The organism is Kitasatospora sp. NPDC032757 (assembly GCF_055579305.1).
The window spans coordinates 225,003-248,968 of the sequence record NZ_JBVINN010000003.1; the positions used below are offsets into that span (position 1 = coordinate 225,003).

23 protein-coding genes and 1 riboswitch are annotated in these 23,966 nt (G+C 71.4%); of the genes, 13 read left to right on the forward strand and 10 right to left on the reverse strand.

Translation table 11 applies throughout. From position 1 onward, the window contains the following. Positions 1-28: 28 nt before the first annotated feature. Positions 29-322: a PspA-associated protein PspAA gene (gene pspAA, locus ACZ5WK_RS06545; protein ID WP_396319443.1), complete on the forward strand. Its 294-nt coding sequence runs from the start codon at positions 29-31 to the stop codon at positions 320-322. A gap of 93 nt (positions 323-415) precedes the next feature. Here the strand turns inward: pspAA and nadA are convergent, their stop codons facing one another. Beyond that, the gene (gene nadA, locus ACZ5WK_RS06550) at positions 416-1,648 is read right to left on the reverse strand and encodes a quinolinate synthase NadA (RefSeq protein ID WP_465545583.1); all 1,233 of its coding nucleotides are present in this window, start codon (positions 1,646-1,648) and stop codon (positions 416-418) included. A 222-nt stretch (positions 1,649-1,870) separates the two neighbouring features. Here nadA and ACZ5WK_RS06555 point away from each other — a divergent pair, with 222 nt between their 5' ends. From ACZ5WK_RS06555 to ACZ5WK_RS06565, 3 genes are all read left to right on the forward strand, one after another. After that, positions 1,871-2,794, forward strand: a complete 924-nt coding sequence (locus tag ACZ5WK_RS06555) for an NADP-dependent oxidoreductase (protein WP_465545585.1) — start codon at positions 1,871-1,873, stop codon at positions 2,792-2,794. A gap of 136 nt (positions 2,795-2,930) precedes the next feature. After that, positions 2,931-3,395, forward strand: coding sequence for an Lrp/AsnC family transcriptional regulator (locus ACZ5WK_RS06560; RefSeq protein WP_465545587.1), 465 nt, complete (start codon positions 2,931-2,933; stop codon positions 3,393-3,395). Positions 3,396-3,604: 209 nt separating this feature from the next. After that, positions 3,605-4,972 carry a pyridoxal phosphate-dependent decarboxylase family protein gene (locus ACZ5WK_RS06565; protein ID WP_465545589.1) on the forward strand — a complete coding sequence of 456 codons (1,368 nt, stop codon included), beginning with the start codon at positions 3,605-3,607 and terminating at the stop codon, positions 4,970-4,972. 78 nt (positions 4,973-5,050) lie between these two features. Here ACZ5WK_RS06565 and ACZ5WK_RS06570 read toward each other — a convergent pair whose 3' ends face one another. Continuing rightward, positions 5,051-5,926 (reverse strand): GNAT family N-acetyltransferase, encoded by an 876-nt coding sequence (locus ACZ5WK_RS06570; RefSeq protein WP_465545591.1) that lies wholly within the window; start codon positions 5,924-5,926, stop codon positions 5,051-5,053. A gap of 242 nt (positions 5,927-6,168) precedes the next feature. On the opposite strand from ACZ5WK_RS06570, the gene erpA reads away from it, so the two are divergent. Next, entirely contained in the window at positions 6,169-6,522 is a 354-nt protein-coding gene (gene erpA, locus ACZ5WK_RS06575) for an iron-sulfur cluster insertion protein ErpA (RefSeq protein WP_209411899.1), read from the forward strand. 84 nt (positions 6,523-6,606) lie between these two features. Here the strand turns inward: erpA and ACZ5WK_RS06580 are convergent, their stop codons facing one another. Together ACZ5WK_RS06580 and ACZ5WK_RS06585 are read right to left on the reverse strand one after the other, a co-directional pair. Continuing rightward, positions 6,607-7,341: a hypothetical protein gene (locus tag ACZ5WK_RS06580; protein ID WP_465545594.1), complete on the reverse strand. Its 735-nt coding sequence runs from the start codon at positions 7,339-7,341 to the stop codon at positions 6,607-6,609. Between the two features lie 140 nt (positions 7,342-7,481). Further along, a complete protein-coding gene (locus ACZ5WK_RS06585) occupies positions 7,482-7,700 on the reverse strand; it encodes a hypothetical protein (protein WP_465545596.1) in 219 nt (72 codons plus the stop codon). 248 nt (positions 7,701-7,948) lie between these two features. Between ACZ5WK_RS06585 and ACZ5WK_RS06590 the strand changes: the two genes are divergently transcribed. Further along, positions 7,949-8,926, forward strand: coding sequence for a carbohydrate kinase family protein (locus tag ACZ5WK_RS06590; protein WP_396319435.1), 978 nt, complete (start codon positions 7,949-7,951; stop codon positions 8,924-8,926). 9 nt (positions 8,927-8,935) lie between these two features. On the opposite strand, the gene ACZ5WK_RS06595 is transcribed toward ACZ5WK_RS06590, so the two are convergent. Then, a complete protein-coding gene (locus ACZ5WK_RS06595; RefSeq protein WP_465545938.1) occupies positions 8,936-10,528 on the reverse strand; it encodes an aminotransferase class V-fold PLP-dependent enzyme in 1,593 nt (530 codons plus the stop codon). Between the two features lie 362 nt (positions 10,529-10,890). Between ACZ5WK_RS06595 and ctaC the strand changes: the two genes are divergently transcribed. The 4 genes from ctaC (at position 10,891) to ACZ5WK_RS06615 (ending at position 15,365) form a co-directional block, all read left to right on the forward strand. Continuing rightward, complete coding sequence (gene ctaC, locus ACZ5WK_RS06600) at positions 10,891-11,745, forward strand: aa3-type cytochrome oxidase subunit II (RefSeq protein ID WP_396319433.1); 855 nt, start codon at positions 10,891-10,893, stop codon at positions 11,743-11,745. Beyond that, positions 11,742-13,517, forward strand: a complete 1,776-nt coding sequence (gene ctaD, locus ACZ5WK_RS06605) for an aa3-type cytochrome oxidase subunit I (protein WP_396319432.1) — start codon at positions 11,742-11,744, stop codon at positions 13,515-13,517. The genes ctaC and ctaD overlap by 4 nt, the downstream gene beginning before the upstream one ends. Then, positions 13,517-13,933: a cytochrome c oxidase subunit 4 gene (locus ACZ5WK_RS06610; protein ID WP_465545599.1), complete on the forward strand. Its 417-nt coding sequence runs from the start codon at positions 13,517-13,519 to the stop codon at positions 13,931-13,933. The genes ctaD and ACZ5WK_RS06610 overlap by 1 nt, the downstream gene beginning before the upstream one ends. Before the next feature lie 169 nt (positions 13,934-14,102). Then, positions 14,103-15,365 (forward strand): L,D-transpeptidase, encoded by a 1,263-nt coding sequence (locus ACZ5WK_RS06615; RefSeq protein ID WP_465545601.1) that lies wholly within the window; start codon positions 14,103-14,105, stop codon positions 15,363-15,365. A 21-nt stretch (positions 15,366-15,386) separates the two neighbouring features. Here the strand turns inward: ACZ5WK_RS06615 and ACZ5WK_RS06620 are convergent, their stop codons facing one another. From ACZ5WK_RS06620 to ctaE, 5 genes are all read right to left on the reverse strand, one after another. Next, on the reverse strand, positions 15,387-15,770 hold the full coding sequence (locus ACZ5WK_RS06620) for a GntR family transcriptional regulator (RefSeq protein WP_396319429.1): 384 nt from the start codon (positions 15,768-15,770) through the stop codon (positions 15,387-15,389). A 114-nt stretch (positions 15,771-15,884) separates the two neighbouring features. Next, positions 15,885-17,546 (reverse strand): cytochrome bc1 complex cytochrome b subunit, encoded by a 1,662-nt coding sequence (gene qcrB / locus ACZ5WK_RS06625; RefSeq protein ID WP_465545603.1) that lies wholly within the window; start codon positions 17,544-17,546, stop codon positions 15,885-15,887. Beyond that, positions 17,543-18,613, reverse strand: coding sequence for a cytochrome bc1 complex Rieske iron-sulfur subunit (qcrA, locus tag ACZ5WK_RS06630; RefSeq protein WP_396319427.1), 1,071 nt, complete (start codon positions 18,611-18,613; stop codon positions 17,543-17,545). The genes qcrB and qcrA overlap by 4 nt, the downstream gene beginning before the upstream one ends. After that, positions 18,610-19,419, reverse strand: coding sequence for a cytochrome bc1 complex diheme cytochrome c subunit (gene qcrC / locus ACZ5WK_RS06635; protein ID WP_465545606.1), 810 nt, complete (start codon positions 19,417-19,419; stop codon positions 18,610-18,612). The genes qcrA and qcrC overlap by 4 nt, the downstream gene beginning before the upstream one ends. Positions 19,420-19,606: 187 nt before the next feature. Beyond that, complete coding sequence (gene ctaE, locus ACZ5WK_RS06640; RefSeq protein ID WP_073923280.1) at positions 19,607-20,227, reverse strand: aa3-type cytochrome oxidase subunit III; 621 nt, start codon at positions 20,225-20,227, stop codon at positions 19,607-19,609. A gap of 396 nt (positions 20,228-20,623) precedes the next feature. On the opposite strand from ctaE, the gene ACZ5WK_RS06645 reads away from it, so the two are divergent. From ACZ5WK_RS06645 to ACZ5WK_RS06655, 3 genes are all read left to right on the forward strand, one after another. Next, the gene (locus ACZ5WK_RS06645) at positions 20,624-21,049 is read left to right on the forward strand and encodes a hypothetical protein (RefSeq protein ID WP_396319425.1); all 426 of its coding nucleotides are present in this window, start codon (positions 20,624-20,626) and stop codon (positions 21,047-21,049) included. Between the two features lie 150 nt (positions 21,050-21,199). Next, positions 21,200-22,276, forward strand: a complete 1,077-nt coding sequence (gene trpD / locus ACZ5WK_RS06650) for an anthranilate phosphoribosyltransferase (protein ID WP_465545609.1) — start codon at positions 21,200-21,202, stop codon at positions 22,274-22,276. Between the two features lie 156 nt (positions 22,277-22,432). After that, positions 22,433-22,550: riboswitch (SAM riboswitch) on the forward strand. A gap of 50 nt (positions 22,551-22,600) precedes the next feature. Next, positions 22,601-23,965: an aminotransferase class V-fold PLP-dependent enzyme gene (locus ACZ5WK_RS06655; protein WP_465545611.1), complete on the forward strand. Its 1,365-nt coding sequence runs from the start codon at positions 22,601-22,603 to the stop codon at positions 23,963-23,965. Position 23,966 lies beyond the last annotated feature (1 nt).

Below are 23,966 nucleotides of genomic sequence, written 5' to 3' on the forward strand. Positions count from 1 at the left end.
CACCCCACCAACCAGGGAGACGCACGGCATGATCATGAGGGTCATGGGGGAGGGCCAGTTCGAGGTGGGCGAGACCCATCTGAACCGGCTCAACGAGCTGGACGAGGAGCTCCTCGCCGCACTGGAGTCGGGGGACGAGGAACACTTCCGGCGGGCGCTCGGTGAACTGCTGAGTGCCGTCAAGAAGTTCGGTACCCCGCTGGCGGACGACTCGCTGGAGCCGTCCGACCTGATCCTCCCGGATGCCGACGCGACGATCGACCAGGTCCGGCAGCTGCTTCGGGCCGAGGGTGACGGCCTGATCCCCGGTATCCCCGAGTAGCTGCCGTCTCGCGCCGGACGCCAGACGCGCTGAAGGGCGGGCCCCCTCCGTGATGGAGGGGGCCCGCCCTTTCGGCGTCCGTACGGCGCCGGGCTACGGCAGGGCGAGCATCCGGTCCAGCGCCGCCTTGGCGTACTTCTCGGTCTCCGGGTCGACGCTGATCACGTTCGGCACCCGGCCCTCGACCAGCGACTCCAGCGCCCAGACCAGGTGCGGCAGGTCGATCCGGTTCATGGTGGAGCAGAAGCAGACCGCCCGGTCCAGGAAGACGATCTCCTTGTCGGGGTGCGCCTTGGCCAGCCGGCGGACGAGGTTCAGCTCGGTGCCGATGGCCCACTTGGAGCCGGGCTCGGCGGCGTCCAGCGCCTTGATGATGTACTCGGTCGAGCCCACCATGTCGGCGGCCGCGACGACCTCGTGCCTGCACTCGGGGTGCACCAGCACGGTGACGCCGGGGATGCGCGCGCGGACGTCGTTCACCGAGTCCAGCGAGAACCGGCCGTGCACCGAGCAGTGGCCGCGCCAGAGGATCATCTTGGCGTTCCGCAGCTCCTCGGCGGTCAGGCCGCCGTTCGGCTTGTGCGGGTTGTAGAGCACGCAGTCGTCCAGCGAGAAGCCCATCTCGCGCACGGCGGTGTTGCGGCCCAGGTGCTGGTCCGGCAGGAAGAGTACCTTCTCGCCCACCCGTCGGCCCCCGTCGCCCTCGGTCGAGGCGCTTCGCGCCGCCCCTTCCTCGAAGGCCCACTCCAGCGCCCGCTTGGCGTTGGACGAGGTGCAGATGGTGCCGCCGTGCTTGCCGGTGAAGGCCTTGATGTCGGCGGAGGAGTTCATGTACGAGACCGGCACGGTGACGTCGGCTATGCCGGCGTCGGTCAGCACGTCCCAGCACTCGGCGACCTGCTCGGCGGTGGCCATGTCGGCCATCGAACAGCCGGCGGCGAGGTCCGGGAGGACGACCTGCTGGGCGTCGGTGGTGAGGATGTCCGCCGACTCGGCCATGAAGTGCACGCCGCAGAAGACGATGTACTCGGCCTCCGGGCGGGCGGCGGCGTCGCGGGCGAGCTTGAAGGAGTCGCCGGTGACGTCGGCGAACCCGATCACCTCGTCGCGCTGGTAGTGGTGGCCGAGGATGAAGACGCGGTCGCCGAGTGCGGCCTTGGCCGCCCGCGCGCGCTCGACGAGGTCCGGGTCGGAGGCGGCCGGGAGGTCGCCGGGGCACTCGACGCCACGCTCGCTGTTCGGGTCGGCCTCACGGCCGAGCAGCAGCAGAGCGAGCGGCGTCGGGGTGGGGTCGACGCCGTAGGTCTCGGTGATGGTGGTGGTCACGGGCGGGTGCCCTTCTGTGCGGCCGATCGGTCGGTGCAGCCTTCTCGTCTATCTGACGCTATCTATGATAACCGGTTAGCGTCAGACTGACGATGGCCGTCCTGTCGATGTGACGAGAACCGCTTGCCGGTTCGGAGCCCTCCGGCGGAGCCGGGAGCAAGATACGGCAGGGGTCCGGCGTGGCCGAATCGATATCCGGGCCGGATCGCGTTGGCTTGGCCCATGAAGGCAATCGCGATCCGCCGCTACGGCGGCCCCGAGGTGGTCGAGTACACCGAGCTGCCGGACCCGAAGGTCGGGCCGGACTCGGTCCTGGTACAGGTCAGGGCGGCGGGGGTGAACCCGGTGGACTGGCGGGTCCGCGAGGGGCACCTGGACGGGCTGCTGGACGCCCACTTCCCGCTGGTGATGGGCTGGGACGTGGCCGGGGTGGTCCGCGCGGTCGGCGGCGGGGTCACCGAGTTCGCCCCCGGGGACGAGGTCGTCGGGTACGTCCGCAAGGACTGGGTCGAGCACGGCACCTACGCCGAGCTGGTCGCCGCGCCCGTCCGCACCCTGGCCCGCAGGCCGGCCGCGCTGGACTGGGCGCAGAGCGGCGGCCTGCCGCTGGCCGGGCTGGCCGCGCTCCAGGGGCTCAAGGCGCTGGGGATCCGGGAAGGCGACACCCTGCTGGTGCACGCCGCGGCCGGCGGGGTCGGCCACCTCGCGGTGCAGCTCGGCAGGGCCTTCGGCGCCCGGGTGATCGGTACCGCGGGGGAGCGCAACCACGACTACCTGCGGGCGCTGGGCGCCGAGCCGGTCGCGCACGGCGAGGGCCTGGCCGAGCGGGTCCGCGCGCTGGCCCCCGGCGGTGTGGACGCCGCCCTCGACCTGGTCGGCGGCGGCGCCGCCGAGCTCTCCGCCGGCCTGGTCGCCGATCCGGCCCGGATCGCCTCGGTCGCCGACTTCCGGGTGAAGGCGCTCGGCGGCCGGTACCTCTGGGTCCGCCCGGACGCCGCCGGGCTGGCGGAGCTGGCCGCCCTGGCCGACGCCGGCAGGTTCACCGTCACCGTCGCCTCCACCTTCCCGCTCGCCCAGGCCGCCTCCGCCCAGGCGCTGAGCGCCGAGGGCCGCACCCGGGGCAAGATCGTCCTGCTGGTGGACTGACAACCGTCCACCGGTCGTCATCTGCCAGCGGTGGACTCGGTCCTGTCATCCGCCAGAATGGTGCAGAACCGTTTCGGCGGCCGCCGCCCCCAGCTGCCCCTCGCCGATCCCGTACGACCTGTGGAGCCCCGCACCGATGAGCAGCAGCCGAGCGCACGAGACGGTCGGGGCCGGCCTGGACGAGACCGACCGGCTGCTGCTCGCCCGGCTGGCCGGTGACGGCCGCGCCTCCTACGCCGAGATCGGCCTCCAGGTGAACCTCTCCGCCACCGCCGTCCGCCGCCGGATCGACCGGTTGCGGGCGCGCGGGGTCGTCCGCGGCTTCACCGTCGTCCTCGACCCGTCCGTCCTCGGCTGGCAGACCGAGGCCTTCGTCGAGGTCTACTGCCGCGAGCGGACCGCCCCCGAGGAGATCCTGGCCAGCCTGCGGCAGTTCCCCGAGGTGGTCGCCGCCTGGACGGTCACCGGAGACCCGGACGCCCTGGTCCACCTGCGCGCCACCGACATGCACCACCTCCAGGCGGTGATCGAGCGGATCCGCAAGGAGCCCGGCGTCCAGCGCAGCCGCTCCTCCGTCGTCCTCTCCCAGCTCATCGGCTGACCCCCGAAGGGCCCAGTACGGCCCCGGCCGGCCCCGGCGCAGGAATCCTGCGCGGACCGGCCCGAAGACGCCCGAATCCTGCCCGACCGGCCGGGTTCCGACGCGCGGCGCCGGTCCCCCGCTGCCTAGGCTGATGACGTCCGGCAACGCGGTGACGAGCCCCGCGCCGCCGGTCCTCCCCCGACACCCCACAGCCGAGAGGGACCCCCGTGTCCGCAGCCCCCGACCGCATGCACCGGCCCGACAACGAACTGGTCGACCTGGTTTTCGACTACATGCGGGAGCGGCTGCAGTACGACCCCGTCCCGCTCGACCACCCCGGTGACGGCGAGCACCTGCGCGCCCAGCTGGCCGGCCTGCTCAACCCGGACGGCAACAACCCGGCCGACGTCCTCAAGCTCTACGACCACGAGCTCTCCCGCGCGGTGATCTCCGCCGACAGCCCGCGCTACCTGTCGTTCATCCCGTGCGCCCCCACCAAGGCCGCGCTGCTCTTCGACATGGTCGTCTCCTGCGCCTCCCTCCAGGGCATCTCCTGGCTGGAGGCGGCCGGCGCCATCGCCGCCGAGAACCAGGTGCTGCGCCTGATCGCGGACCGCGCCGGCATGCCCGAGACGGCCGGCGGCACCTTCGTCTCCGGCGGCTCGGCCGGCAACCTCTCCGCGCTGGTGGTCGCCCGCGACACCGCCCGGCGCAGGCTCGGCGTCGGCCCCGAGGCCCGGCTGCGGATAGCCGTCGCCGACCAGGTGCACTCCTCGGTCAAGAACACCTTCAACATCATCGGCGTCGAGGCCTTCAAGGTCCCGACCGTCGACCGCCGCTTCACCGGTGAGGCGCTGCGGGCCGCCCTGGCCGCCGACCCGAACCCGGAGACGGTGATCGCCGTCGTCGGCACCGCCGGCACCACCAACGAGGGCATCGTCGACGACCTGCAGGGCCTTTCCGAGGTCGCCCGCGAGCGCGGCCTGTGGTTCCACGTGGACGGTGCGTACGGCGGCGCGGGCCTCTTCGCCCCCTCGGTGCGCGAGCGCTACAACGGCATCGAGCACGCCGACTCGTTCGTGGTGGACCCGCACAAGTGGCTGTTCGCCCCGTTCGACTGCGCCGCGCTGATCTACCGCAACCCGCAGCTGGCCCGCGCCGTGCACACCCAGGACGCCTCCTACCTGGACGTGCTGCACACCGAGGGCGACGAGTGGAACCCCACCGACTACGCCTACCACCTGACCCGGCGCGCCCGCGGCCTGCCGCTCTGGTTCTCGCTGGCCGTGCACGGCACCCAGGCGTACACCGACGCCATCGAGACCGGCCTCCAGCTGGCCCGGGACACCGCGCAGCTGATCCGCGACACCGCGCACCTGGAGCTGCTGTTCGACCCGCAGCTCTCCGCGGTCTGCTTCAAGCGCACCGGCTGGACCAACGAGGATTACTACCGCTGGTCGCAGCAACTGCTCGCGGACCAGATCGGCTTCGTCACCCCGACCGGCTGGGACGGCGAGACGGTCGCCCGCTTCGCCTTCCTGCACCCGGGCACCACCATGGACATGGTCCGGGAGATCCTGGACACCATGGTCTGACCAGGCCTTCGCAACCCCCGCCGGGGCGCCCGGCGGGGGTTGCGCCGTCCCCGCCGGCCGTGCCGTCCGGCGCGCCGGCTACAGCAGCGCGCCGTTCGGCAGGTACGGCGTCGGCGGCCGCATCCCGCGCAGGCCCAGATAGCCCCGGGTCTGCGGGGCCAGCCCCACCTCCAGACCGACGTCCAGCGCCCACTCCTGCTCGGCGGTCAGGTACTCCACCTGGGCCTCCACCCCGTCCGGCACCCGGGCCAGCGCCTCGCGCAGCAGCCGCACGGCGATCCGCTTCGAGGTGGCGGCCAGCAGCTTCACCTCGCCGCCGTCCCGGTAGCAGTAGCCGCTGCCGGCCAGCGCGTCCGCCACCAGCAGCTCCTCGCAGTGGGCCAGCATCAGCTCGTGGTCCGGCCCGTGCGCGGCGCCGCGCAGCCGCCGGTCCACCGAGTCCAGCAGGTGCCGGTGGGTGGCGTTGCCGGGGTGCACCGGGATGTCCCCGGGATCGAGCAGCCCGGACCGGTCCACCCGCCCGGCCAGCCGCATGGCCGGGTACAGCGTGAACCCGGCCAGCCGGTAGCGCCTGGCCGCAGCCGGGGACGGCGAGGCGCAGAGCATCCCGCGCAGGCACCCCCGCCCGTACGTCGCGGCCCGCTCCAGCAGCAGCCGCCCGACGCCCTTGCCCTGCGCCTCGGGCACCACCGCGAAGAGCGCGAGGATCCAGACGCCCTCGCGGCGCAGCGACAGCACCGACCCGACCGGCCGGCCGCCGCTCTCCGCCAGCCAGCAGCCCTGCGGGTCGGTCCGCACCAGGTGTCTCGTCCGGGCCAGTGAGCGGACCGGCGGCGGGGCGCCGGCCGGGGTGCCGGCGCCGGGGGAGTCGGGGAGTGAGGCGAAGGAGGCGCGGGCGATGTACTGGACGGCCTCCGCGTCGGCGGCGGTGTCCTGGACCTGTCGCAGGATCATGCCTTCCATCCTGGCCGCCGGGACGCCCGGACGGGGCCGGTTCGTCCGGATCGGCAGGCCGGGCGGTGCCCGACCCCCGCCGGTTGTGCGAGCATGGGGAGCGTAGGGGAGCGGGTGGTACACCCGGCCCACGGAAATTCCGCCGCAGAAGACCACCGACGACACCGCCATCCGGGAAATGAATCCGGACGGCCATCGGTTGGCACTGGCGGCAGACCGTCGTCAAGACCGGGAGAAAGCAGATGACCGTCCAGGACGAGACCACCGTCGAGAGTGGCATCCTCCTTACCGATGCCGCCGCGGCCAAGGTCAAGGGCCTGCTGGAGCAGGAGGGCCGCGAAGACCTCGCTCTGCGCGTCGCCGTCCAGCCCGGTGGCTGCTCGGGCCTGCGTTACCAGCTGTTCTTCGACGAGCGCTCGCTCGACGGCGACGTGATCAAGGACTTCGATGGTGTGAAGGTCGTCACCGACCGGATGAGCGCCCCGTACCTCGGCGGCGCCACCGTCGACTTCGTGGACACCATCGAGAAGCAGGGCTTCACGATCGACAACCCGAACGCCACCGGCTCCTGCGCCTGCGGCGACTCGTTCAGCTAGTCGGCAGACGGCGAAGGCGGCCCCGGATCCTCCCGGGGCCGCCTTCGCCGTTTCTGCGGACCGTCCGTGCCGCCTGCCCGCCGCCTACTTCCCGGACACGTCCGGGGTCGCCGGGTCCGGACCGACGTGCGGGTCGGCCTCCAGCGGCACCGGCTGCCCGGTGGCGAGGTCCGTCACCGCCCGGCCCGCCAGCGGCTGCTTCAGCTCGGCCGACACCGTCTGCCGCTTGGCCAGCTCGGCGCAGACCTGCCCGGCCGGAACCGGCGCCGCCAGCGTGACCTTGACGTCCACCCGGCCCGGCTTGGACTCGTCCGCCTTCAGCGCGTACCGCTCGCAGACGCCGCCGTAGAACCAGACCGTCAGCTTGCTGCCGTCCACCCGGTAGGTGACCGCGGGGTGGACCGCCGCTCCGCTCCCCTGCCCGTTCGGCGCCGGCTCGCCGACCGCGATGCCGTTGCCCGGGGGATCGGCCGGGGGCGCCGGCGGCTGCGCCGTCGACGAGGGCCGGGGGTCGGGGGTGCTCGCCGACGGATCGGCCGGCGGGGGCGTCACCGGCGTGGTGGCACCGGCCGACGGCGCCGCCGCGGAGGACGCGCCACCGGGGGACGCGGTCGCCGACGGCGTCGCACTCGCGGACACCGGCTGCGCCGAGCCGGGGGCCGCGTCCGAGGCCGACTTGCCGCCCCCGTCGCACCCGGCGACCGTGACGGCCGCCGCCAGCACCAGACCCGCCAGCGCCACCGTCCGCCGCCCGCGCGACCGGCGGGCAGGCACACCACCGGTGCGCCGGGGCATCGGCTCCAGATCCAACAGATCCATCTGTCCATCCTCCCGAGGGCTCAGCGGCACCGCCTTCCCGGCCGTACCGCGCGGATGTGACGTGCCCCGGACCAATCCGGTTCCCGTCCCTCCGCGCGGCCCCTCCGCCGGGCCGGCCGCGAGGCCGCCCCCGGGACGGTTCACATGCCGTATTCGGCCATTCCCGCGACCAGCCGCTGCGCCCCGGAGGAGACCCGGAAGCCGGCCCGGGCGGGGGCGGCCGGCTCGGGGCCGGTCGCCAGCAGCGGCCAGAACCGCCGCAGCTGCCGGGAGGAGTCCACCAGCGCGTCCAGGGTCTCGGCGTCCGCGTCACCCCGCAGGGCCGGCGGAACACGCAGTGGGCGGTAACTGGGCATCATCGGTGATCGCTCCGATCCACGGTGCCGCGGCCGCACTGCCACGGCTCGGTCGGGGCCGGACCCGGCCCCTGGCAGCGACCCTAGGCCGACCACCCGGCCCCCACCAGAGCTACCCGGGGGTAGTACACGTTCGACGGTGGCCGGTGCCAATTCCCGCGGTCTTGCCGCCGGCCGCCCCCCGCCGGGTACCGTGGGTGGGTTCGCCCCCTGCTTTCCGTGGCCATGCCGCCATCCTGAGGAGACCTCCCGTGCGTATCGCCGTCGCCGGCTCGATCGCCACCGACCACCTGATGACGTTCCCCGGCCGGTTCGCCGACCAGCTCGTCGCCGAGCAGCTGCACACCGTGTCGCTGTCCTTCCTGGTCGACACCCTCGACATCCGTCGGGGCGGTGTCGCACCGAACATCGCCTTCGGCATGGGTGTGCTCGGCCTGCGTCCGATCCTGGTCGGCGCCGCCGGCGCGGACTTCGCCGAGTACCGCAGCTGGCTGGAGCGCAACAACGTGGACTGCCAGTCCGTCCACATCTCCGAGACCCGGCACACCGCCCGTTTCATGTGCACCACGGACGAGGACCACAACCAGATCGCCTCGTTCTACACCGGGGCGATGGCCGAGGCCCGCAACATCGAGCTGAAGCCGATCGCCGACCGCGTCGGCGGCCTGGACCTCGTGCTGATCGGTGCCGACGACCCGCAGGGCATGGTCCGCCACACCCAGGAGTGCCGTACCCGCGGCTACGCCTTCGCGGCCGACCCGTCCCAGCAGCTGGCCCGCCTGGACGGCGAGGACATCCGGGAGATCGTCGACGGCGCCGCGTACCTCTTCACCAACGAGTACGAGGCCGCGCTGATCGAGACCAAGACGGGCTGGGACGCCGAAGAGATCCTCACCCGGGTCGGCACCCGGGTCACCACCCTCGGCAACAAGGGCGTGCGGATCGACCGCAAGGGCGAGCCCCCGGTGGTCGTCGGCTGCGCCCCCGAGGAGACCAAGGCCGACCCGACCGGCGTCGGCGACGCCTTCCGCGCCGGCTTCCTGGCCGGTCTCTCCTGGGAGCTGGACCTGGAGCGCTCGGCCCAGCTCGGCTGCATGCTCGCCACCCTGGTGATCGAGACCGTCGGCACCCAGGAGTACGAGCTGCGCCCGAGCGCCTTCCTGCAGCGCTTCGAGGGTGCCTACGGCGCCGAGGCCGCCGCCGAGATCCGCGCGCACCTGGTCAAGTAGCCCGCCGGCTCAGGTCGTTCGCCTCACCAGGTAGGCCGAGCCCCGGTCGCCGCCGTAGTCGGCGGCCGGGGCCTCGCCCAGGTACTCCTGCTCCCGCATCCCGCACCAGGCCGGGATGTCCAGCCGGGCCGCCTCGTCGTCCGCCAGCACGGCGACCGTCCCGCCCGGCGCCACCTCGCCGATCCGCCTGGCCAACTCGATGACGGGCAGCGGGCACCGCTTGCCGAGCGCATCGATCACTGTGACCCGCCCGCTCGCCTCCGGGCGCTCGGACCCGGCGCCGACGCTCTTCTCTCCGGCGCGCCCTCCTTCGTCGGTCGCTTGTCGTTCCTCACTTTCGGCACCGGCGCGCCCTTCGGCTCGGGGCGTTGGCGGGGCCGTGACCCGCCCGCTCGCCTCCGGGCGCTCGGACCCGGCGCCGACGCTCGCGGCCGCCGCCGGGGCCGGCAGGTCCAGCCCGAGCGGGGCGCGGACCCCGGCCACCACGTCCGGCAGTACGGCGAGGAACCGCTCGACGTCCTCCTCGGCCGCTCCGAACGGCAGCGAGACCCGGACGTTCCCCTCGGTGAGCACGCCCATCGCCGCCAGCACATGGCTCGGCGTCAGGGTCGACGAGGTGCAGGACGAGCCGGAGGAGACCGCGAAGCCGGCCCTGTCCAGCTCGGTCAGCAGCACCTCGCCGTCCACGTACAGGCAGGAGAAGGTGACGAGGTGCGGCAGCCGCCGTACCGGGTCGCCGACCACCTCCACCTCGGGTACCAGCTGCGGCACCCGGGCCCGGATCCGCTCGACCAGGGCGTGCAACCGGGCGTTCTCCCGCTCGGCCTCGGCCCGCACCGCCCGCAGCGAGGCGGCCGCGGCCACGATCGCCGGCACGTTGACGTACCCCGGCACCCGGCCGTTCTCGCGCTCGTCGGCCGGCAGCGGCGAGGCGTACCGGACGCCCTTGCGCACTGCCAGCACCCCGACACCGGCCGGTCCGCCCCACTTGTGCGCACTGGCCGTCAGCAGCGACCAGCCCGCCGGGACGTCCACCCGCCCGGCGCTCTGCGCGGCGTCCACCAGCAGCGGCACCTCGCCGCAGAACCCGGCCACCTCGGCCACCGGCTGCACCGTGCCCACCTCGTGGTTGGCCGACTGCAGGACGGCGAGCGCGGTGTCGGGACGCAGCGCCGCCGCGAACTCCCCGGGGTCCACCCGTCCGTGCCGGTCCACCGGGACGACCGCGACGCTGCCGCCCGCCGTCCCTCCCCAAGCCTCCGGCCGGGGGGACCCCCATCGCTCCGCGGTGTGCAGCACGCTGGAGTGCTCGACGGCCGAGTGCACCAGGTGCCCTCCCCGCCGCCGGTTCCCGGCCAGCGCGCCGAGCATGCCCAGCTGCACCGCCTGTGTCCCGCTCGCGGTGAACGCGATCTCGTCCGGCCGGGCGCCGAGCACCCCGGCCACCGTCTCGCGGGCGGCGTCCAGCAGCATCCGGGCCTGCCGGCCGGAGCGGTAGAGCCGGGCGGGGTCGGCCCAACCCTCGTCCAGCGCGGCGGTCAGCGCCTGCCGCGCGACGGGGTGGAGCGGTGCGGTGGAGGCCACATCGAAGTACACGGTCACATTTAACGACACACCCGGGTGTATTCCAGCCTCCTTCCACGACTCACCGGCCGTCAGTCGATCAACCCGAATGTCCGATTCGTCCGCGTCCGACGGACCGTCACCCACGTTGTCCGAGGTCATCCCCCGATCGGGCGTACGGACCTCGGATGCCTACGATGACCTGCGACGCAGCCCTTGCGGGGCCTGATCGGGCGACCGGGCGGCGCGTTACCGGGACCTGCCCGTCAGCAGCGCATAAGGCTGGAGTAGGGTTTGGCCCGCATAAGCATTCAAACCGTGCCCGTGGACGGGTCGCCGGGGAGGCTCACAATCCTCCGCGGGGCGACGCGAAGGCGGGCGAGACTTCGGGAAGGCGCTACGTGAGTCCCAACGGCTCCGACCGCTCGCCGCGGCGCACGATGCGGCGGAAGCTGCCTCAGGCGCTGGCACTGGGCCTCGTCATCGCGACCGCTACCGGCTGCTCGGCCAACGACCTCCCCAGGCTTGGCCTCCCGAGCCCCGTCACCGAGGAAGGACCCCTGGTCCTCCACATGTGGCAGGGCTCCTGGATCGCGGCTCTGGCAGTGGGCGCACTGATGTGGGGTCTGATCCTCTGGAGCGTGATCTTCCACCGGCGCAGCCGCACCGGTGTGCAGATCCCCCCGCAGACCCGGTACAACGTGCCCATCGAGGCGCTCTACACCGCGGTCCCCATCATTATCGTCTCGGTTCTCTTCTACTTCGTCGCCCGCGACGAGTCGAAGCTGATCTCCGTCTCCGAGAAGCCGCAGCACACGGTCAACGTGGTCGGCTTCCAGTGGAGCTGGGCGTTCAACTACGAGAACACCGAGAATCCGGACCCGGCCAACAAGGACGCCGCGTACGACGTGGGCACTCCTGCGGAGATGCCGACGCTGTGGCTCCCGGTCAACGAGTCCGTCGAGTTCCGGCTGACCTCGCGTGATGTCATCCACGACTTCTGGCCCATCAACTTCCTGATGAAGATGGACGTCGTGCCGGGTGTGGTGAACAAGTTCGAGGTCACCCCGAACGTCAAGGGCGAGTACGACGGCAAGTGTGCCGAGCTCTGCGGCGTGGACCACTCGCGCATGCTGTTCAAGGTCAAGGTCGTCGACCGCGCGGACTACGACAAGCACCTGGCGGACCTGCGGGCCAAGGGCCAGACCGGCGCGTTGCCCTCCGGCATCACGACCATGGGAAGTGAAGAGAAGTGACCATCCTCAACGAGCCCGCCGCGGCCGGCGGGGGCGCCGGGGCCGTCACGGTCGGGGCGCAGCGGACCCGCAAGCCGGGTTCGACCATCATCAAGTGGCTGACCACCACTGACCACAAGACGATCGGCACGCTCTACCTGGGCACGTCGTTCGCCTTCTTCCTGATCGGTGGCATCCTCGCCCTGGTCATGCGCGCCGAGCTGGCTCGTCCCGGGACCCAGATCCTGTCGAACGAGCAGTTCAACCAGGCGTTCACCATGCACGGCACGATCATGCTGCTGATGTTCGCGACGCCGCTCTTCGCCGGCTTCGCGAACTGGATCATGCCGCTGCAGATCGGTGCCCCGGACGTGGCCTTCCCGCGTCTGAACATGTTCGCGTACTGGCTGTACCTCTTCGGTTCGACCATCGCGGTGGCCGGCTTCGTCACCCCGAACGGTGCGGCCGACTTCGGCTGGTTCGCCTACTCCCCGCTGTCGGACGCGGTCCGTTCGCCGGGCGTCGGCGCCGACATGTGGATCATGGGTCTGGCCTTCTCCGGCTTCGGCACGATCCTCGGTGCGGTCAACTTCATCACCACGATCATCTGCATGCGCGCGCCCGGCATGACGATGTTCCGGATGTCGATCTTCGTCTGGAACGTCCTGCTGACCGCCGTGCTGGTCCTGCTGGCCTTCCCGGTGCTGGCCGCCGCGCTGTTCGCCCTGGAGGCGGACCGTAAATTCGGGGCGCACGTCTTCGACCCGGCGAACGGAGGGGCGCTGCTCTGGCAGCACCTGTTCTGGTTCTTCGGCCACCCCGAGGTGTACATCATCGCGCTGCCGTTCTTCGGCATCGTGTCGGAGATCATCCCGGTCTTCAGCCGCAAGCCGATGTTCGGCTACTCCGGCCTGATCGCGGCCACCATCGCGATCGCCGGTCTGTCCGTGACGGTGTGGGCCCACCACATGTACGTCACCGGCCAGGTGCTGCTGCCGTTCTTCTCCTTCATGACCTTCCTGATCGCGGTCCCGACCGGTGTGAAGTTCTTCAACTGGGTCGGCACCATGTGGAAGGGCTCGCTGAGCTTCGAGACCCCGATGCTCTGGACGGTCGGCTTCCTGGTCACCTTCCTCTTCGGTGGTCTGACCGGTGTCCTGCTGGCCTCCCCGCCGATCGACTTCCACGTCTCGGACTCGTACTTCGTCGTCGCCCACTTCCACTACGTGGTCTTCGGCACCGTCGTCTTCGCGATGTTCGCCGGCTTCCACTTCTGGTGGCCGAAGATGACCGGCAAGATGCTCGACGAGCGCCTCGGCCGGATCACCTTCTGGACGCTGTTCATCGGCTTCCACGCCACCTTCCTGGTGCAGCACTGGCTCGGCGCCGAGGGCATGCCCCGTCGCTACGCCGACTACCTGGCCTCGGACGGTTTCACCACCCTGAACACCGTCTCGACCATCGGCTCGTTCCTGCTCGGTCTGTCGATCCTGCCGTTCCTCTACAACGTCTGGAAGACCGCCAAGTACGGCGAGAAGGTCGAGGTCGACGACCCGTGGGGCTACGGCCGCTCGCTGGAGTGGGCGACCTCCTGCCCGCCGCCGCGGCACAACTTCCTCACGCTGCCGCGGATCCGCTCCGAATCCCCGGCCTTCGACCTCCACTACCCGGAGATCGCCGCGCTGGACTACCTGGAGAACCACGGTGAGCCGGCCAAGCACCTCGCCGGTGTGACCCCGGCCAAGTACGACGCTCCGCAGCTGGGCAAGGGCAAGAAGGAGGGCGACGCCTGATGAAGGAACAGGGCAAGATCTTCCTCGGCTTCGCGGTCTTCATCCTCGCGATGGCGATCACGTACGGCCTGTGGACCAACAACTCCGACCTCGGTATCGAGGCCGCGGGCACGACGGCGCTGTTCCTCGCCTTCGCGCTCTGCGCCTTCATCGGGTACTACCTCGCCTTCACCGCCCGCCGGGTGGACAGCGGCGCCGGTGACAACCCCGAGGCCGAGGTCGCGGACGACGCCGGCGAGCTGGGCTTCTTCGCCCCGCACAGCTGGCAGCCGCTCTCGCTCGCGATCGGCGGTGCGCTCGCCTTCATGGGAGTGATCTTCGGCTGGTGGCTGCTGTACTGGTCGATCCCGATCATCATGATCGGCCTCTTCGGCTGGGTCTTCGAGTTCTACCGGGGCGAGAACCAGAACCAGTAGGTCCTCCCCTCTCGCACAGGGCCGGGCATCCCGCACGGGATGCCCGGCCCTTTTGCGTCTCCGGAGTGAGGCGCTCACTCCGGTGGGTCAACGGCGGGTCCCCCGGATGTCGCTCTTCCGTCGACCGTTCCTACGATCTGATCAATCGTGCGACCCCTCGGAGGCGGTCATGGCCGACAGGCGCGGAATCGCAGGTATAGGCAGCATCTCGCTGGCTCTCGCAGTACTGGCCCCGCTGGCGGCCTGCACGTCCGGTGGGGACGGCGACGTCACCGGCGCCGTCCACAAGGTCGACGCGGCCCCGCTCGTACACGTCTCGGCCGAGGGCACGGTGGACCCGTCCCAGCCCGTCACGGTGACCGCCGTCCCCGGCAGCCGGCTCACCGACGTCACCGTGGTCGGCCCGGACGGCCGGGTGGTGGCCGGGAAGCTCTCGGAGGACCAGCGCAGCTGGCAGACCACCGGGCGGCTCAAGGCGGCCACCGCCTACACCGTCAGGATCGCCGCCGCCGACGGCAACGGCGGCCGCGGCGAGACCACCGCGGGCTTCTCCACCCTCGCCGGGCAGCGCCTGCTGACGGCCAAGCTCGGCCCGGACTCGTCCGGCAGCGGCCTCTACGGCGTCGGCCAGCCGCTCACCGTGCAGCTCTCCGAGGCGGTGAAGGACCCGCAGGCCCGCCAGGAGGTCGAGCGCGCCCTGACGGTCACCTCGCAGCCCGCCGTCACCGGTGGCTGGTACTGGGTGGACGACAAGAACCTGCACTTCCGGCCGGAGGAGTACTGGCCGACCGGGACGACCGTCAGCCTGGTCTTCGACGACACCGGCAGCCGGATCTCGGACGGCCTCTACGGCGGCGACCGCGCCGCTCTGGCCCTGCGGATCGGCGAGCGGGTGGAGTCGGTGGTGGACGCCGCCGCCCACGAGCTCACCCTGAAGCGCGGCGGCGAGGTCGTCCGGACGATCCCGGTGACCACCGGCAAGCCCGGCTTCGACACCCGCAACGGCGTCAAGGTGGTGCTCGGCCAGGAGCGCCAGGTCCGGATGAGCGGCGAGACGATCGGCATAGCCGCAGGCAGCTCGGAGTCCTACGACCTCAATGTCGAGTGGGCCACCCGGGTGACCTGGAGCGGCGAGTACGTGCACGCCGCACCCTGGTCGGTCGCCTCGCAGGGCGTGGCGAACGTCAGTCACGGCTGTACCGGCATGAGCACCGAGAACGCCAAGTGGTTCTACGACAACACCCGGGTCGGCGACCTGGTGACGGTGGTCAACAGCCACGGTGCCGCCATGGAGCCGTTCGGCAACGGCTTCGGGGACTGGAACGTCGCCTGGGCCGACTGGGTCAAGCACAGCGCCCTCGGACAGTCCGTCAGCACCACCCCGCCGTCCTCCCGGGCCCCCGCCACCGGGATCATCCGCCCGGAGGTCTGACGGGGCCCGCCACGGGGGCGTTCAGCCCTCCCGGCCCGGCACCTCGTACGCCAGCCGCAGCGCGGTCTCCACGGCCGCCAGGGCGTCCGCTCGCGGCACCCCGAGGCGCCGGGCCCGCTCGGCGTACTCGGTGGCGGCCGCGGCGGCCAGCCGGTGGCCGGTGTCGCCGGTCGCGGCGATCAGGGTGCCGCGCCGGCCGTGGGTCTCCACCACCCCGTCGGTCTCCAGCTCCCGGTAGGCCTTGGCGACCGTCCCCGCGGCCAGCCCGAGCTGCTCGGCCAGGGCCCGGACGGTGGGCAGCCGCAGCCCGGTCGGCAGCTCGCCGCTGCGGGCCCGCTCGGCGATCTGGGCGCGGACCTGCTCGTACGGGGGAGTGGCGGAGGCGGGGTCGACGGACAGCTCCACGAGGGCTCCTGAGGGTGGGGCGAGGGCGGGACGGACGACGGAAAGCCCGAGGGCCGCCGACCAGAGCGAAGTCTGGTCAGCGGCCCTCGGGGGTGACGCGGGGTGCGTACGGGATCAGTGGTGGCCGTGGCCGCTGGTGATCTCGTGGTGCTCCTCGGCGGTGGGCTTGGGAATCTGGCTGCCCTCGCCGAAGTAGCCGCGGGAGATCTTCGCCCGGGTGCGGGTGAGGATGCCGGCCTTGAGGGCCACGCCGTTCTCGTCCGTCTGGGCCGGGAGCTCGAACGGCTGCTGCTGCTCGTGCGCGGTGAGCTTGTGCAGGTCGCCCTGCGGCAGCTGCGCGTGCACCTCGACGAACTCGCCGTGCGGCAGGCGCTTGATGACGCCCGTCTCGCGGCCGTGCAGCACCTTCTCCTTGTCCCGGCGCTGGAGGCCGAGGCACCAGCGCTTGGTGATGATGAAGGTGAGCACCGGCACCACGAAGAAGCCGACCCGGACGAAGTACGTGACGTCGTTGAGCGACAGGTGCAGGTGGGTGGCGAAGAGGTCGTTGCCACCGGCGACCAGCAGCACCAGGTACAGGCTGATCCAGGCGGCACCGAGCGCGGTGCGGACCGGGGCGTTGCGCGGGCGGTCCAGGATGTGGTGCTCGCGCTTGTCGCCGGTGACCCAGCCCTCGATGAACGGGTAGGCCGCGATGGAGACCAGGACCAGCGGGAAGACCACCATCAGCGGGATGAAGACACCCAGGTTCAGGGTGTGGCCCCAGAGGCCGATCTCCCAGCCCGGCATGATGCGGATCAGGCCCTCGGAGAAGCCCATGTACCAGTCCGGCTGGGCGTCGGTGGACACCTGGTCGGGGCGGTACGGGCCGTACGCCCAGATCGGGTTGATCGAGGCGACCGCGGAGATGACCGCGATCAGACCGAAGACCAGGAAGAAGAAGCCACCGGCCTTGGCCATGTAGACCGGCATCAGCGGCATGCCGACGACGTTCTTCTCGGTCTTGCCCGGGCCCGCCCACTGGGTGTGCTTGTGGTAGAAGACCAGGATCAGGTGCGCGACCAGCAGGCCGAGCATGATGCCCGGGATCAGCAGGACGTGGATGGTGAAGAACCGCGGCACGATGTCGTGGCCGGGGAACTCACCCCCGAACAGGAACATCTGGATGTAGGTGCCGATCAGCGGGGTCGCCAGGACGGCGCCCTCCATGAACCGGATGCCGGTGCCGGAGAGCAGGTCGTCGGGCAGCGAGTAGCCGAAGAAGCCGTCGAACATGCCCAGGACCAGCAGCAGGAAGCCGAAGACCCAGTTGATCTCACGCGGCTTGCGGAACGCGCCGGTGAAGAAGACGCGCAGCATGTGCACGAGCATCGCGGCCACGAAGACCAGCGCGGCCCAGTGGTGGATCTGACGGACCAGCAGGCCGCCGCGGACCTCGAAGCTGATGTCCATCGTCGACGCGTACGCCTCGGACATCGGGATGCCCTTGAGCGGGACGTACGACCCGTCGTAGATGACCTCGCCCATCGAGGGCTTGAAGAAGAGCGTCAGGTAGACGCCCGTCAGGATGATGATGACGAAGGTGTAGAGGCAGATCTCGCCCAGCATGAAGGACCAGTGGTCCGGGAAGATCTTCCGCAGGTTGGCCTTGGCGAGGGAGTAGATCCCCAGCCGGCCGTCCGTCCAGTCAGCGGCCTGCTCCCACTTGTTGGCGGGCTTGGCGCGCGTGCTGGCCGGCTTGGAGGCACCGGAGGTGGTGCTGCTCGCGCTACTCATCGAGCACGCTCCCAGTAGCTCGGGCCGACGGGCTCGTCGAAGTCGCCGGTGGCGACCAGGAAGCCCTTCTCGTCAGTGGTGATCTTCAGCTGCGGCAGCGGGTGGCCGGCCGGGCCGAAGATGACGCGCGCGCCGTCCGCCAGGTCGAAGGTCGACTGGTGGCAGGGGCAGAGCGCGTGGTGGGTCTGCTGCTCGTAGAGGCTGATCGGGCAGCCGACGTGGGTGCAGATCTTCGAGTAGGCGAGGATGCCCTCGAAGCCCAGCTCCCGGGACGCGTTGTCCTTGATGTCCTCCGGCGCGATGCGCACCAGCATCAGGGCGTCCTTGGCGATGCGCTGCTGGAAGTCCTCGTCGTGGGTGTGCAGACCCTGCGGCATCGCGAAGGTCAGCGACCCCTGGATGACGTCCTCGGCCTTCATCGGCAGGTTGGTGTTCATGTTGATGAGCGCCAGGGGCTTGGCCGGGGTGGCCTCGTCCCAGCCGGTGTGCTCCAGCTTGTCCTCGGGCAGCGGGCCGAGGTCGCGCAGCAGCACCACACCGGAGAGCGGCACCAGGGCCATCGAGCCGATGAGGGTGTTGCGGATCATCTTGCGGCGGCCGAAGCCGGACTCGGCGGCGCCGGTCCTGAACTGCTCGATGACGTCGTTGCGGACCTCGTCGTCGGCCTCGATCGGGTGACGCTCGGCCGGGATCTCGTGGTCCGACATCAGCGTGCGGGCCCAGTGGACCGCGCCCGCGCCGATCATGAACAGCGCCACGCCCAGGGTCAGGCCCAGCGCGAAGTTCAGCGCGCTGATGTGGCCCAGCGGGAAGACGTAGACGATCTTGTCCGGGTCGATGGCCACGTAGGAGGCGATGAAGCCCACCGTGGCGAGCATCGAGATCACGAACATCAGCGAGACCTGGCGCTCCGCGCGCTTGGCGGCCCGCTCGTCGATGTCGGTGCGACGCGGTTCGTGGGCCGGCAGGCCCGGGTCGGCGAACGGATCGCCGTGGGCGGCCACCTCGTGGTGCCCGGCGGAGCCGTGCGACTCCGGGAGCTTCTCTTCTGGCATGTCCTGGCTCATGACTTCTTGGCCTTGGTGGTGTGGGCGGCGACCCAGATCGCGACCGCGATGAGTGCGCCGAGACCGAAGATCCAGCCGAACAGACCCTCGGTCACCGGACCGAGGCTGCCGAGCGTGAGACCACCGGGGTTCGGCTCATCGTTGGTGGTGTGGCGGACGAAGGCCACGATCTGCTTCTTCTGCTCCTCGGGCATGGTGGTGTCCGGGAACGACGGCATGTTCTGCGGGCCGGTCTGCATGGCCTCGTAGATGTGCTTGGCGTCCACACCCTCCAGCGACGGGGCGTACTTGCCCTGGGTCAGGGCACCGCCCTGGCCGGCGAAGTTGTGGCACTGGGCGCAGTTGGTGCGGAACAGCTCGCCGCCCTTGGAGATGTCCTCGGGGTTGGTCGAGGTGTACTGCTCCTCCCTCGGAGTCACCGGGCCGGGGCCGAGCGAGGCCACGAACGCGGCGAGCTGGTCGATCTCCGCCTGCGAGTAGATGTTCTTCTTGCTCGGCACCTGGGCGCCGGGCTGCTGGGCCGGCATGCGGCCGGTGCCGACCTGGAAGTCGACCGCGGCGGAGCCGACGCCGACCAGGCTGGGACCATCGCTGCTGCCCTGGCCGTTCAGGCCGTGGCAGGAGGAGCAGCCCACGGCGAAGAGCTTCTTGCCCTCATCGATCGCGAGCGACTGCGCGGCGACGTCGGCCTGCGCCTTGTCGGCGGGCGCGAACGCGGCGTACAGCCCCCCGGTTGCCGCCAGGGCGAGAAGTAGGACGACCAGCGCCGCCAATGGGTGGCGCCGTCGTGCGGAGAGCTTTTTCACGGAATAACCCCGGTGTCAGGATCTGGTCGACTGGTGGGTGCACCCGGCGGCCGGTCTGGCCGGCACGAGGCTGCCTGTCTAGGGCTGCGCGCGCGGTCGGTCGGTGGGAGCGTCGGCACCGGCAAAGAGGCCCGTCGCCGGTGAGGGCGGGGGCCCGAGGCCGGTGGCCAGCGACCTGATCAGCTGGTTACTTGATCAGGTAGATGGTCGCGAACAGGCCGATCCACACGACGTCGACGAAGTGCCAGTAGTACGACACCACGATCGCGGCGGTGGCCTGCTCGTGCGTGAAGCGCTTGGCTGCGTACGTCCGTCCCAGGACCAGCAGGAAGGCGATCAGACCACCCGTCACGTGCATACCGTGGAAACCGGTGGTGAGGTAGAACACCGTGCCGTACGGGTCGGAGGACAGCGAGAGGCCGTCCTTCTTGACCAGCTCGGTGTACTCGAAGATCTGGCCGCCGATGAAGATCGCGCCCATCACGAAGGTGATGACGAACCACGACCGGAGCTTCTTCACGTCCCCGCGCTCGGCAGCGAACACGCCGAGCTGGCAGGTGAGCGAGGAGAGCACCAGGATCGTGGTGTTGACCGAGGAGAAGGGCACGTTGAGGGCGTGCGCCTTCTCGCTCCAGAACTCGGCTCCCTTGACGGAGCGGAGCGTGAAGTACATCGCGAAGAGGGCCGCGAAGAACATCAACTCGGAACTGAGCCAGACGATCGTTCCGACGCTGACCATGTTCGGCCGGTTGACCGATCCGTGCGCGTGCCCGGTTTCTACTGCTGTTGCTGTCGCCACGACGGACATTATGTCGGTCCCTTATTCCGTCTTCACGCCGGGGGGTGTCCCTCGGAGTGTCCGGTGCGTGCGGTATGCCCCAGTGGGACCCGACGGAGCGTCCGGACGGGGGCTGAGCAGCGGCGTGTCCCTTTTCTGATGGTTCTTCGAAGGTCTCTTCGACCCTCTTGCCCTGCGTGTCGCTGCACGCCCGTGCGGCCCGCGGGGAGTAAGGGGAGGGCGGTTCTGTCGGCCGTACGGGTGGACCGCACCGCTGAGGGTGACGCGCCGTCCTCCGGGCGGGTGAGTCGTGGGCGCGGCGGCTTGAGATGGATCTCGCGGGAGGGGCTCGGCGGCCGGTGATCGGGAGTAGCATCCGGATTGAGGCGAACGTGGTCCGGATCACACTTCGAGGGAGCAGGGCCCATGGCGTACACGACCGACGAGACGCTGACCGTTCTCGTCTACAGCCACGACCGCAACACCCGCGAGCAGGTGCTGACGGCGCTCGGCCGCCGGCCGGCCGCGGACCTGCCGGAGCTGTCCTACCTGGAGTGCGCGACGACCCCCGCGGTGCTGAAGGCACTGGAGAAGGGGGGCGTGGACCTCTGCGTGCTGGACGGCGAGGCGGTGCCGGCCGGAGGGCTGGGGCTCGGGCGGCAGCTGAAGGACGAGATCTACGGCTGCCCGCCCGTGCTGGTGCTGATCGGCCGGCCGCAGGACTCCTGGCTGGCCGCCTGGAGCCGGGCCGACGCGGCGATCTCCCAGCCGGTGGACCCGGTGGCGCTGGCCGAGGCCGCCGCCACCCTGCTCCGGGCCCGGCTGGCGAAGCGGACACCGGCCACCCGGTAGAAGGCGGACACCGGCGGCCCGGTAAGAGGGGCGCATCTCACCAGGAGAGAAGAAGGGTCGCGGCGGGACGGTGGCGTCCCGCCGCTCGATAGGCTGACTCCAACCCTACGGAGATCCCTTTCCGGGAACCGACGAGAGCTGGAGTCAGCCATGGTGAACGTGAACCCTGCGAACGGCGGCAAGGACCCCGTGCAGGTGGTCCGCACCTGGCCGGACATCCTGTCGGTGCTGCTGCGGGGCGAGGACCTCGGCCAGGCGGACACCGCGTGGGCGATGGACCGCATCATGAGCGGCGAGGCCTCCCCGGCCCAGGTGGCCGGCTTCATGGTGGCGCTGCGGGCCAAGGGCGAGACGGTCGGGGAGATCGCCGGCCTGGTGGACGCGATGTACGCGCACGCCGAGCCGCTCTCGATCCCCGGCCCGGCGGTGGACGTCGTCGGCACCGGCGGCGACCGCGCCAAGACCGTCAACATCTCGACCATGTCGGCGATCGTCGCGGCGGCGGCCGGCGCCAAGGTGGTCAAGCACGGCAACCGGGCCGCCTCCTCGGCGAGCGGCTCCTCGGACGTGCTGGAGAAGCTGGGCATCGCCCTCGACCTCTCCGCCCGGAGGGTCGCCGAGGTGGCCGAGGAGATCGGGCTCACCTTCTGCTCCGCCGCCATGTTCCACCCGTCGATGCGGCACGCCGCCACGGCCCGGCGCGACCTCGGGGTACCGACGGCGTTCAACATCCTGGGCCCGCTGACCAACCCGGCCAAGGTGACGGCCCACGCGATCGGCTGCTTCGACACGCGGCTGGCCGGGCTGATCGCCGGGGTGCTGGCCCGGCGCGGCTCCAGTGCGCTGGTCTTCCGCGGCGACGACGGTCTGGACGAGCTGACCATCACCACCACCTCGCGGGTCTGGATCGTGCGTGGCGGCGAGGTCGGCGAGACCACCTTCGACCCGCGTGAGGTCGGCATCGAGCTGGTCGGCATCGAGGCGCTGCGCGGCGCGGACCCGGCGTACAACGCGGACGTCGCCCGCCGGCTGCTGGCCGGGGAGCGCGGGCCGGTGCGGGACGCCGTCCTGCTGAACACGGCGGCGGCGCTGGTGGCGCTGGACCTCACCGACGCGCCGCTCACCGAGCAGCTGGCGGCGGGCATGGAGCGGGCCGCGGCCGCCATCGACTCGGGCGCCGCACTGGACCTGCTGAACCGCTGGTCGGAGGCCACCAGCAAGGCGTGAGGCGGTAGTTGGGGCCCGCGCGGGGGAGTGACCCCGGGCGGGCCCCGCCGCATGAGCGCGCGGGGCCCGGGCGGCCCGCAGGCGGGAGGGCGAGCCCCGTCCGGATGGTGGACCTGTGTTTGACCACCCGGCGGACGCGACCTAGAGTCTCCGGCAGGTCATGAGTGACAGCGCCAAGCCCCAGCTTGCTGTCCGGCAACCCTCCGTCCGTGGCGGGGTGCCCTGGGTGAGGACCGGGTCCCGCGGCAATCCGTCCGCGTGACAAGCGCGGACGCCGGCGGCACGCACTCCCCGGGGTCCTTCACCCAGGAGGAGTGCATCCCCATGTCCGTCGCCACCGAACTCTGCGCCCCGCTCCCCGTCCTCGGCCACGACGTCCTGGTCCCGCTGGCCAGCGGCGAGAAGGTCACCTATGCGGCGCTCGACTACGCGGCCAGCTCCCCGGCGCTCCAGCGGGTCTGGGACGACGTCGCCGCCTACGCCCCCTACTACGGCAGCGTCCACCGCGGCGCCGGCTACCTGTCGCAGCTCTCCACCGACCTGTTCGAGCAGAGCCGCCGTACCGTCGCCGAGTTCCTCGGCCTGCGCGAGGGCGACCAGGTGGTCTTCACCCGGGCCACCACCGACTCGCTGAACCTGTTGGCCGGTGCCGTCCCGGCCGGAACCCGGGTCTTCGCGTTCGAGACCGAGCACCACGCCTCGCTGCTGCCCTGGGCGCACGCCGGACTGGACGTCACCTACCTGCGCGCCCCGCGCTCGCGGGCCGAGGCGGTCGCCGCCCTGGACGCCGCACTGGCCGCGGCCCCCGAGGGCCCCAAGCTGCTCTGCGTCACCGGCGCCTCCAATGTCACCGGCGAGCTCTGGCCGGTCGCCGAGCTGACCGCGACCGCGCACCGGTACGGCGCCCGGGTGGTGCTTGACGCCGCGCAGCTCGCCCCGCACCACCGGGTCTCGGTGCGCGAGCTGGACGTGGACTGGATCGCCTTCTCCGGGCACAAGATCTACGCGCCGTTCGGCGCCGGCGTGCTGGCCGGCCGGGCCGACTGGCTGGACGCGGCCGAGCCGTACCTGGCCGGCGGCGGCGCCACCCGTACGGTGGCCCGGGAGACCGACGGCTCGGTGGCCGTCCAGTGGCACACCGGCCCGGCCCGGCACGAGGCCGGCTCGCCGAACGTGATCGGCGCCTACGCCATCGCCTCGGCCTGCCGGGCGCTGACCGACGCCGGCTTCGACGCGCTCGAGGCCCGCGAGCGGCAGCTGGTCGCCCGGCTGAATGCCGGTCTGGCGGAGGTCCCGCAGGTCAAGGTGCTCAACCTGTTCGGCGCCGGCTCGGCCCGGGTGGGAGTGCTCTCCTTCGTCGTCCAGGGCTGGAACAGCTCGCACTTCTCGGCCGCGCTCTCCGCCGAGTACGGCATCGGGGTGCGCGACGGCCTGTTCTGCGCGCACCCGCTGCTGCGCACGCTGCTCGGCGACGAGGAGGTGGCACCGTCCGAGTGCGGCGCGCCGGAGCCGTCGCTGCCGGGTGAGCGGAGCCTGAACGCGATCCGGGTCAGTTTCGGCGCCGGCACCCCGGACGAGCACATCGAGCGCTTCCTGACCGCCGTCCGCGAGCTGGTCACGGACGGCGCGGCCTGGAACTACCGCAACGAGGGCGGCCGCTGCGTCGTGGACACGCGGCGGGAGGGCTGAG

What these genes read in the sequence shown, in the direction of transcription:
- trpD (WP_465545609.1), top strand. Translation starts at nt 21,200, where the DNA reads ATGGTGAACGTGAACCCTGCGAACGGCGGCAAGGACCCCGTGCAGGTG.
- erpA (WP_209411899.1), top strand. Translation starts at nt 6,169, where the DNA reads ATGACCGTCCAGGACGAGACCACCGTCGAGAGTGGCATCCTCCTTACC.
- ACZ5WK_RS06615 (WP_465545601.1), top strand. Translation starts at nt 14,103, where the DNA reads ATGGCCGACAGGCGCGGAATCGCAGGTATAGGCAGCATCTCGCTGGCT.
- ACZ5WK_RS06555 (WP_465545585.1), top strand. Translation starts at nt 1,871, where the DNA reads ATGAAGGCAATCGCGATCCGCCGCTACGGCGGCCCCGAGGTGGTCGAG.
- pspAA (WP_396319443.1), top strand. Translation starts at nt 29, where the DNA reads ATGATCATGAGGGTCATGGGGGAGGGCCAGTTCGAGGTGGGCGAGACC.
- ACZ5WK_RS06645 (WP_396319425.1), top strand. Translation starts at nt 20,624, where the DNA reads ATGGCGTACACGACCGACGAGACGCTGACCGTTCTCGTCTACAGCCAC.
- ACZ5WK_RS06610 (WP_465545599.1), top strand. Translation starts at nt 13,517, where the DNA reads ATGAAGGAACAGGGCAAGATCTTCCTCGGCTTCGCGGTCTTCATCCTC.
- ACZ5WK_RS06570 (WP_465545591.1), bottom strand. Translation starts at nt 5,926, where the DNA reads ATGATCCTGCGACAGGTCCAGGACACCGCCGCCGACGCGGAGGCCGTC.
- ctaE (WP_073923280.1), bottom strand. Translation starts at nt 20,227, where the DNA reads ATGTCCGTCGTGGCGACAGCAACAGCAGTAGAAACCGGGCACGCGCAC.
- ACZ5WK_RS06560 (WP_465545587.1), top strand. Translation starts at nt 2,931, where the DNA reads ATGAGCAGCAGCCGAGCGCACGAGACGGTCGGGGCCGGCCTGGACGAG.
- qcrA (WP_396319427.1), bottom strand. Translation starts at nt 18,613, where the DNA reads ATGAGCCAGGACATGCCAGAAGAGAAGCTCCCGGAGTCGCACGGCTCC.
- ACZ5WK_RS06580 (WP_465545594.1), bottom strand. Translation starts at nt 7,341, where the DNA reads ATGGATCTGTTGGATCTGGAGCCGATGCCCCGGCGCACCGGTGGTGTG.
- ACZ5WK_RS06585 (WP_465545596.1), bottom strand. Translation starts at nt 7,700, where the DNA reads ATGATGCCCAGTTACCGCCCACTGCGTGTTCCGCCGGCCCTGCGGGGT.
- qcrB (WP_465545603.1), bottom strand. Translation starts at nt 17,546, where the DNA reads ATGAGTAGCGCGAGCAGCACCACCTCCGGTGCCTCCAAGCCGGCCAGC.
- ACZ5WK_RS06655 (WP_465545611.1), top strand. Translation starts at nt 22,601, where the DNA reads ATGTCCGTCGCCACCGAACTCTGCGCCCCGCTCCCCGTCCTCGGCCAC.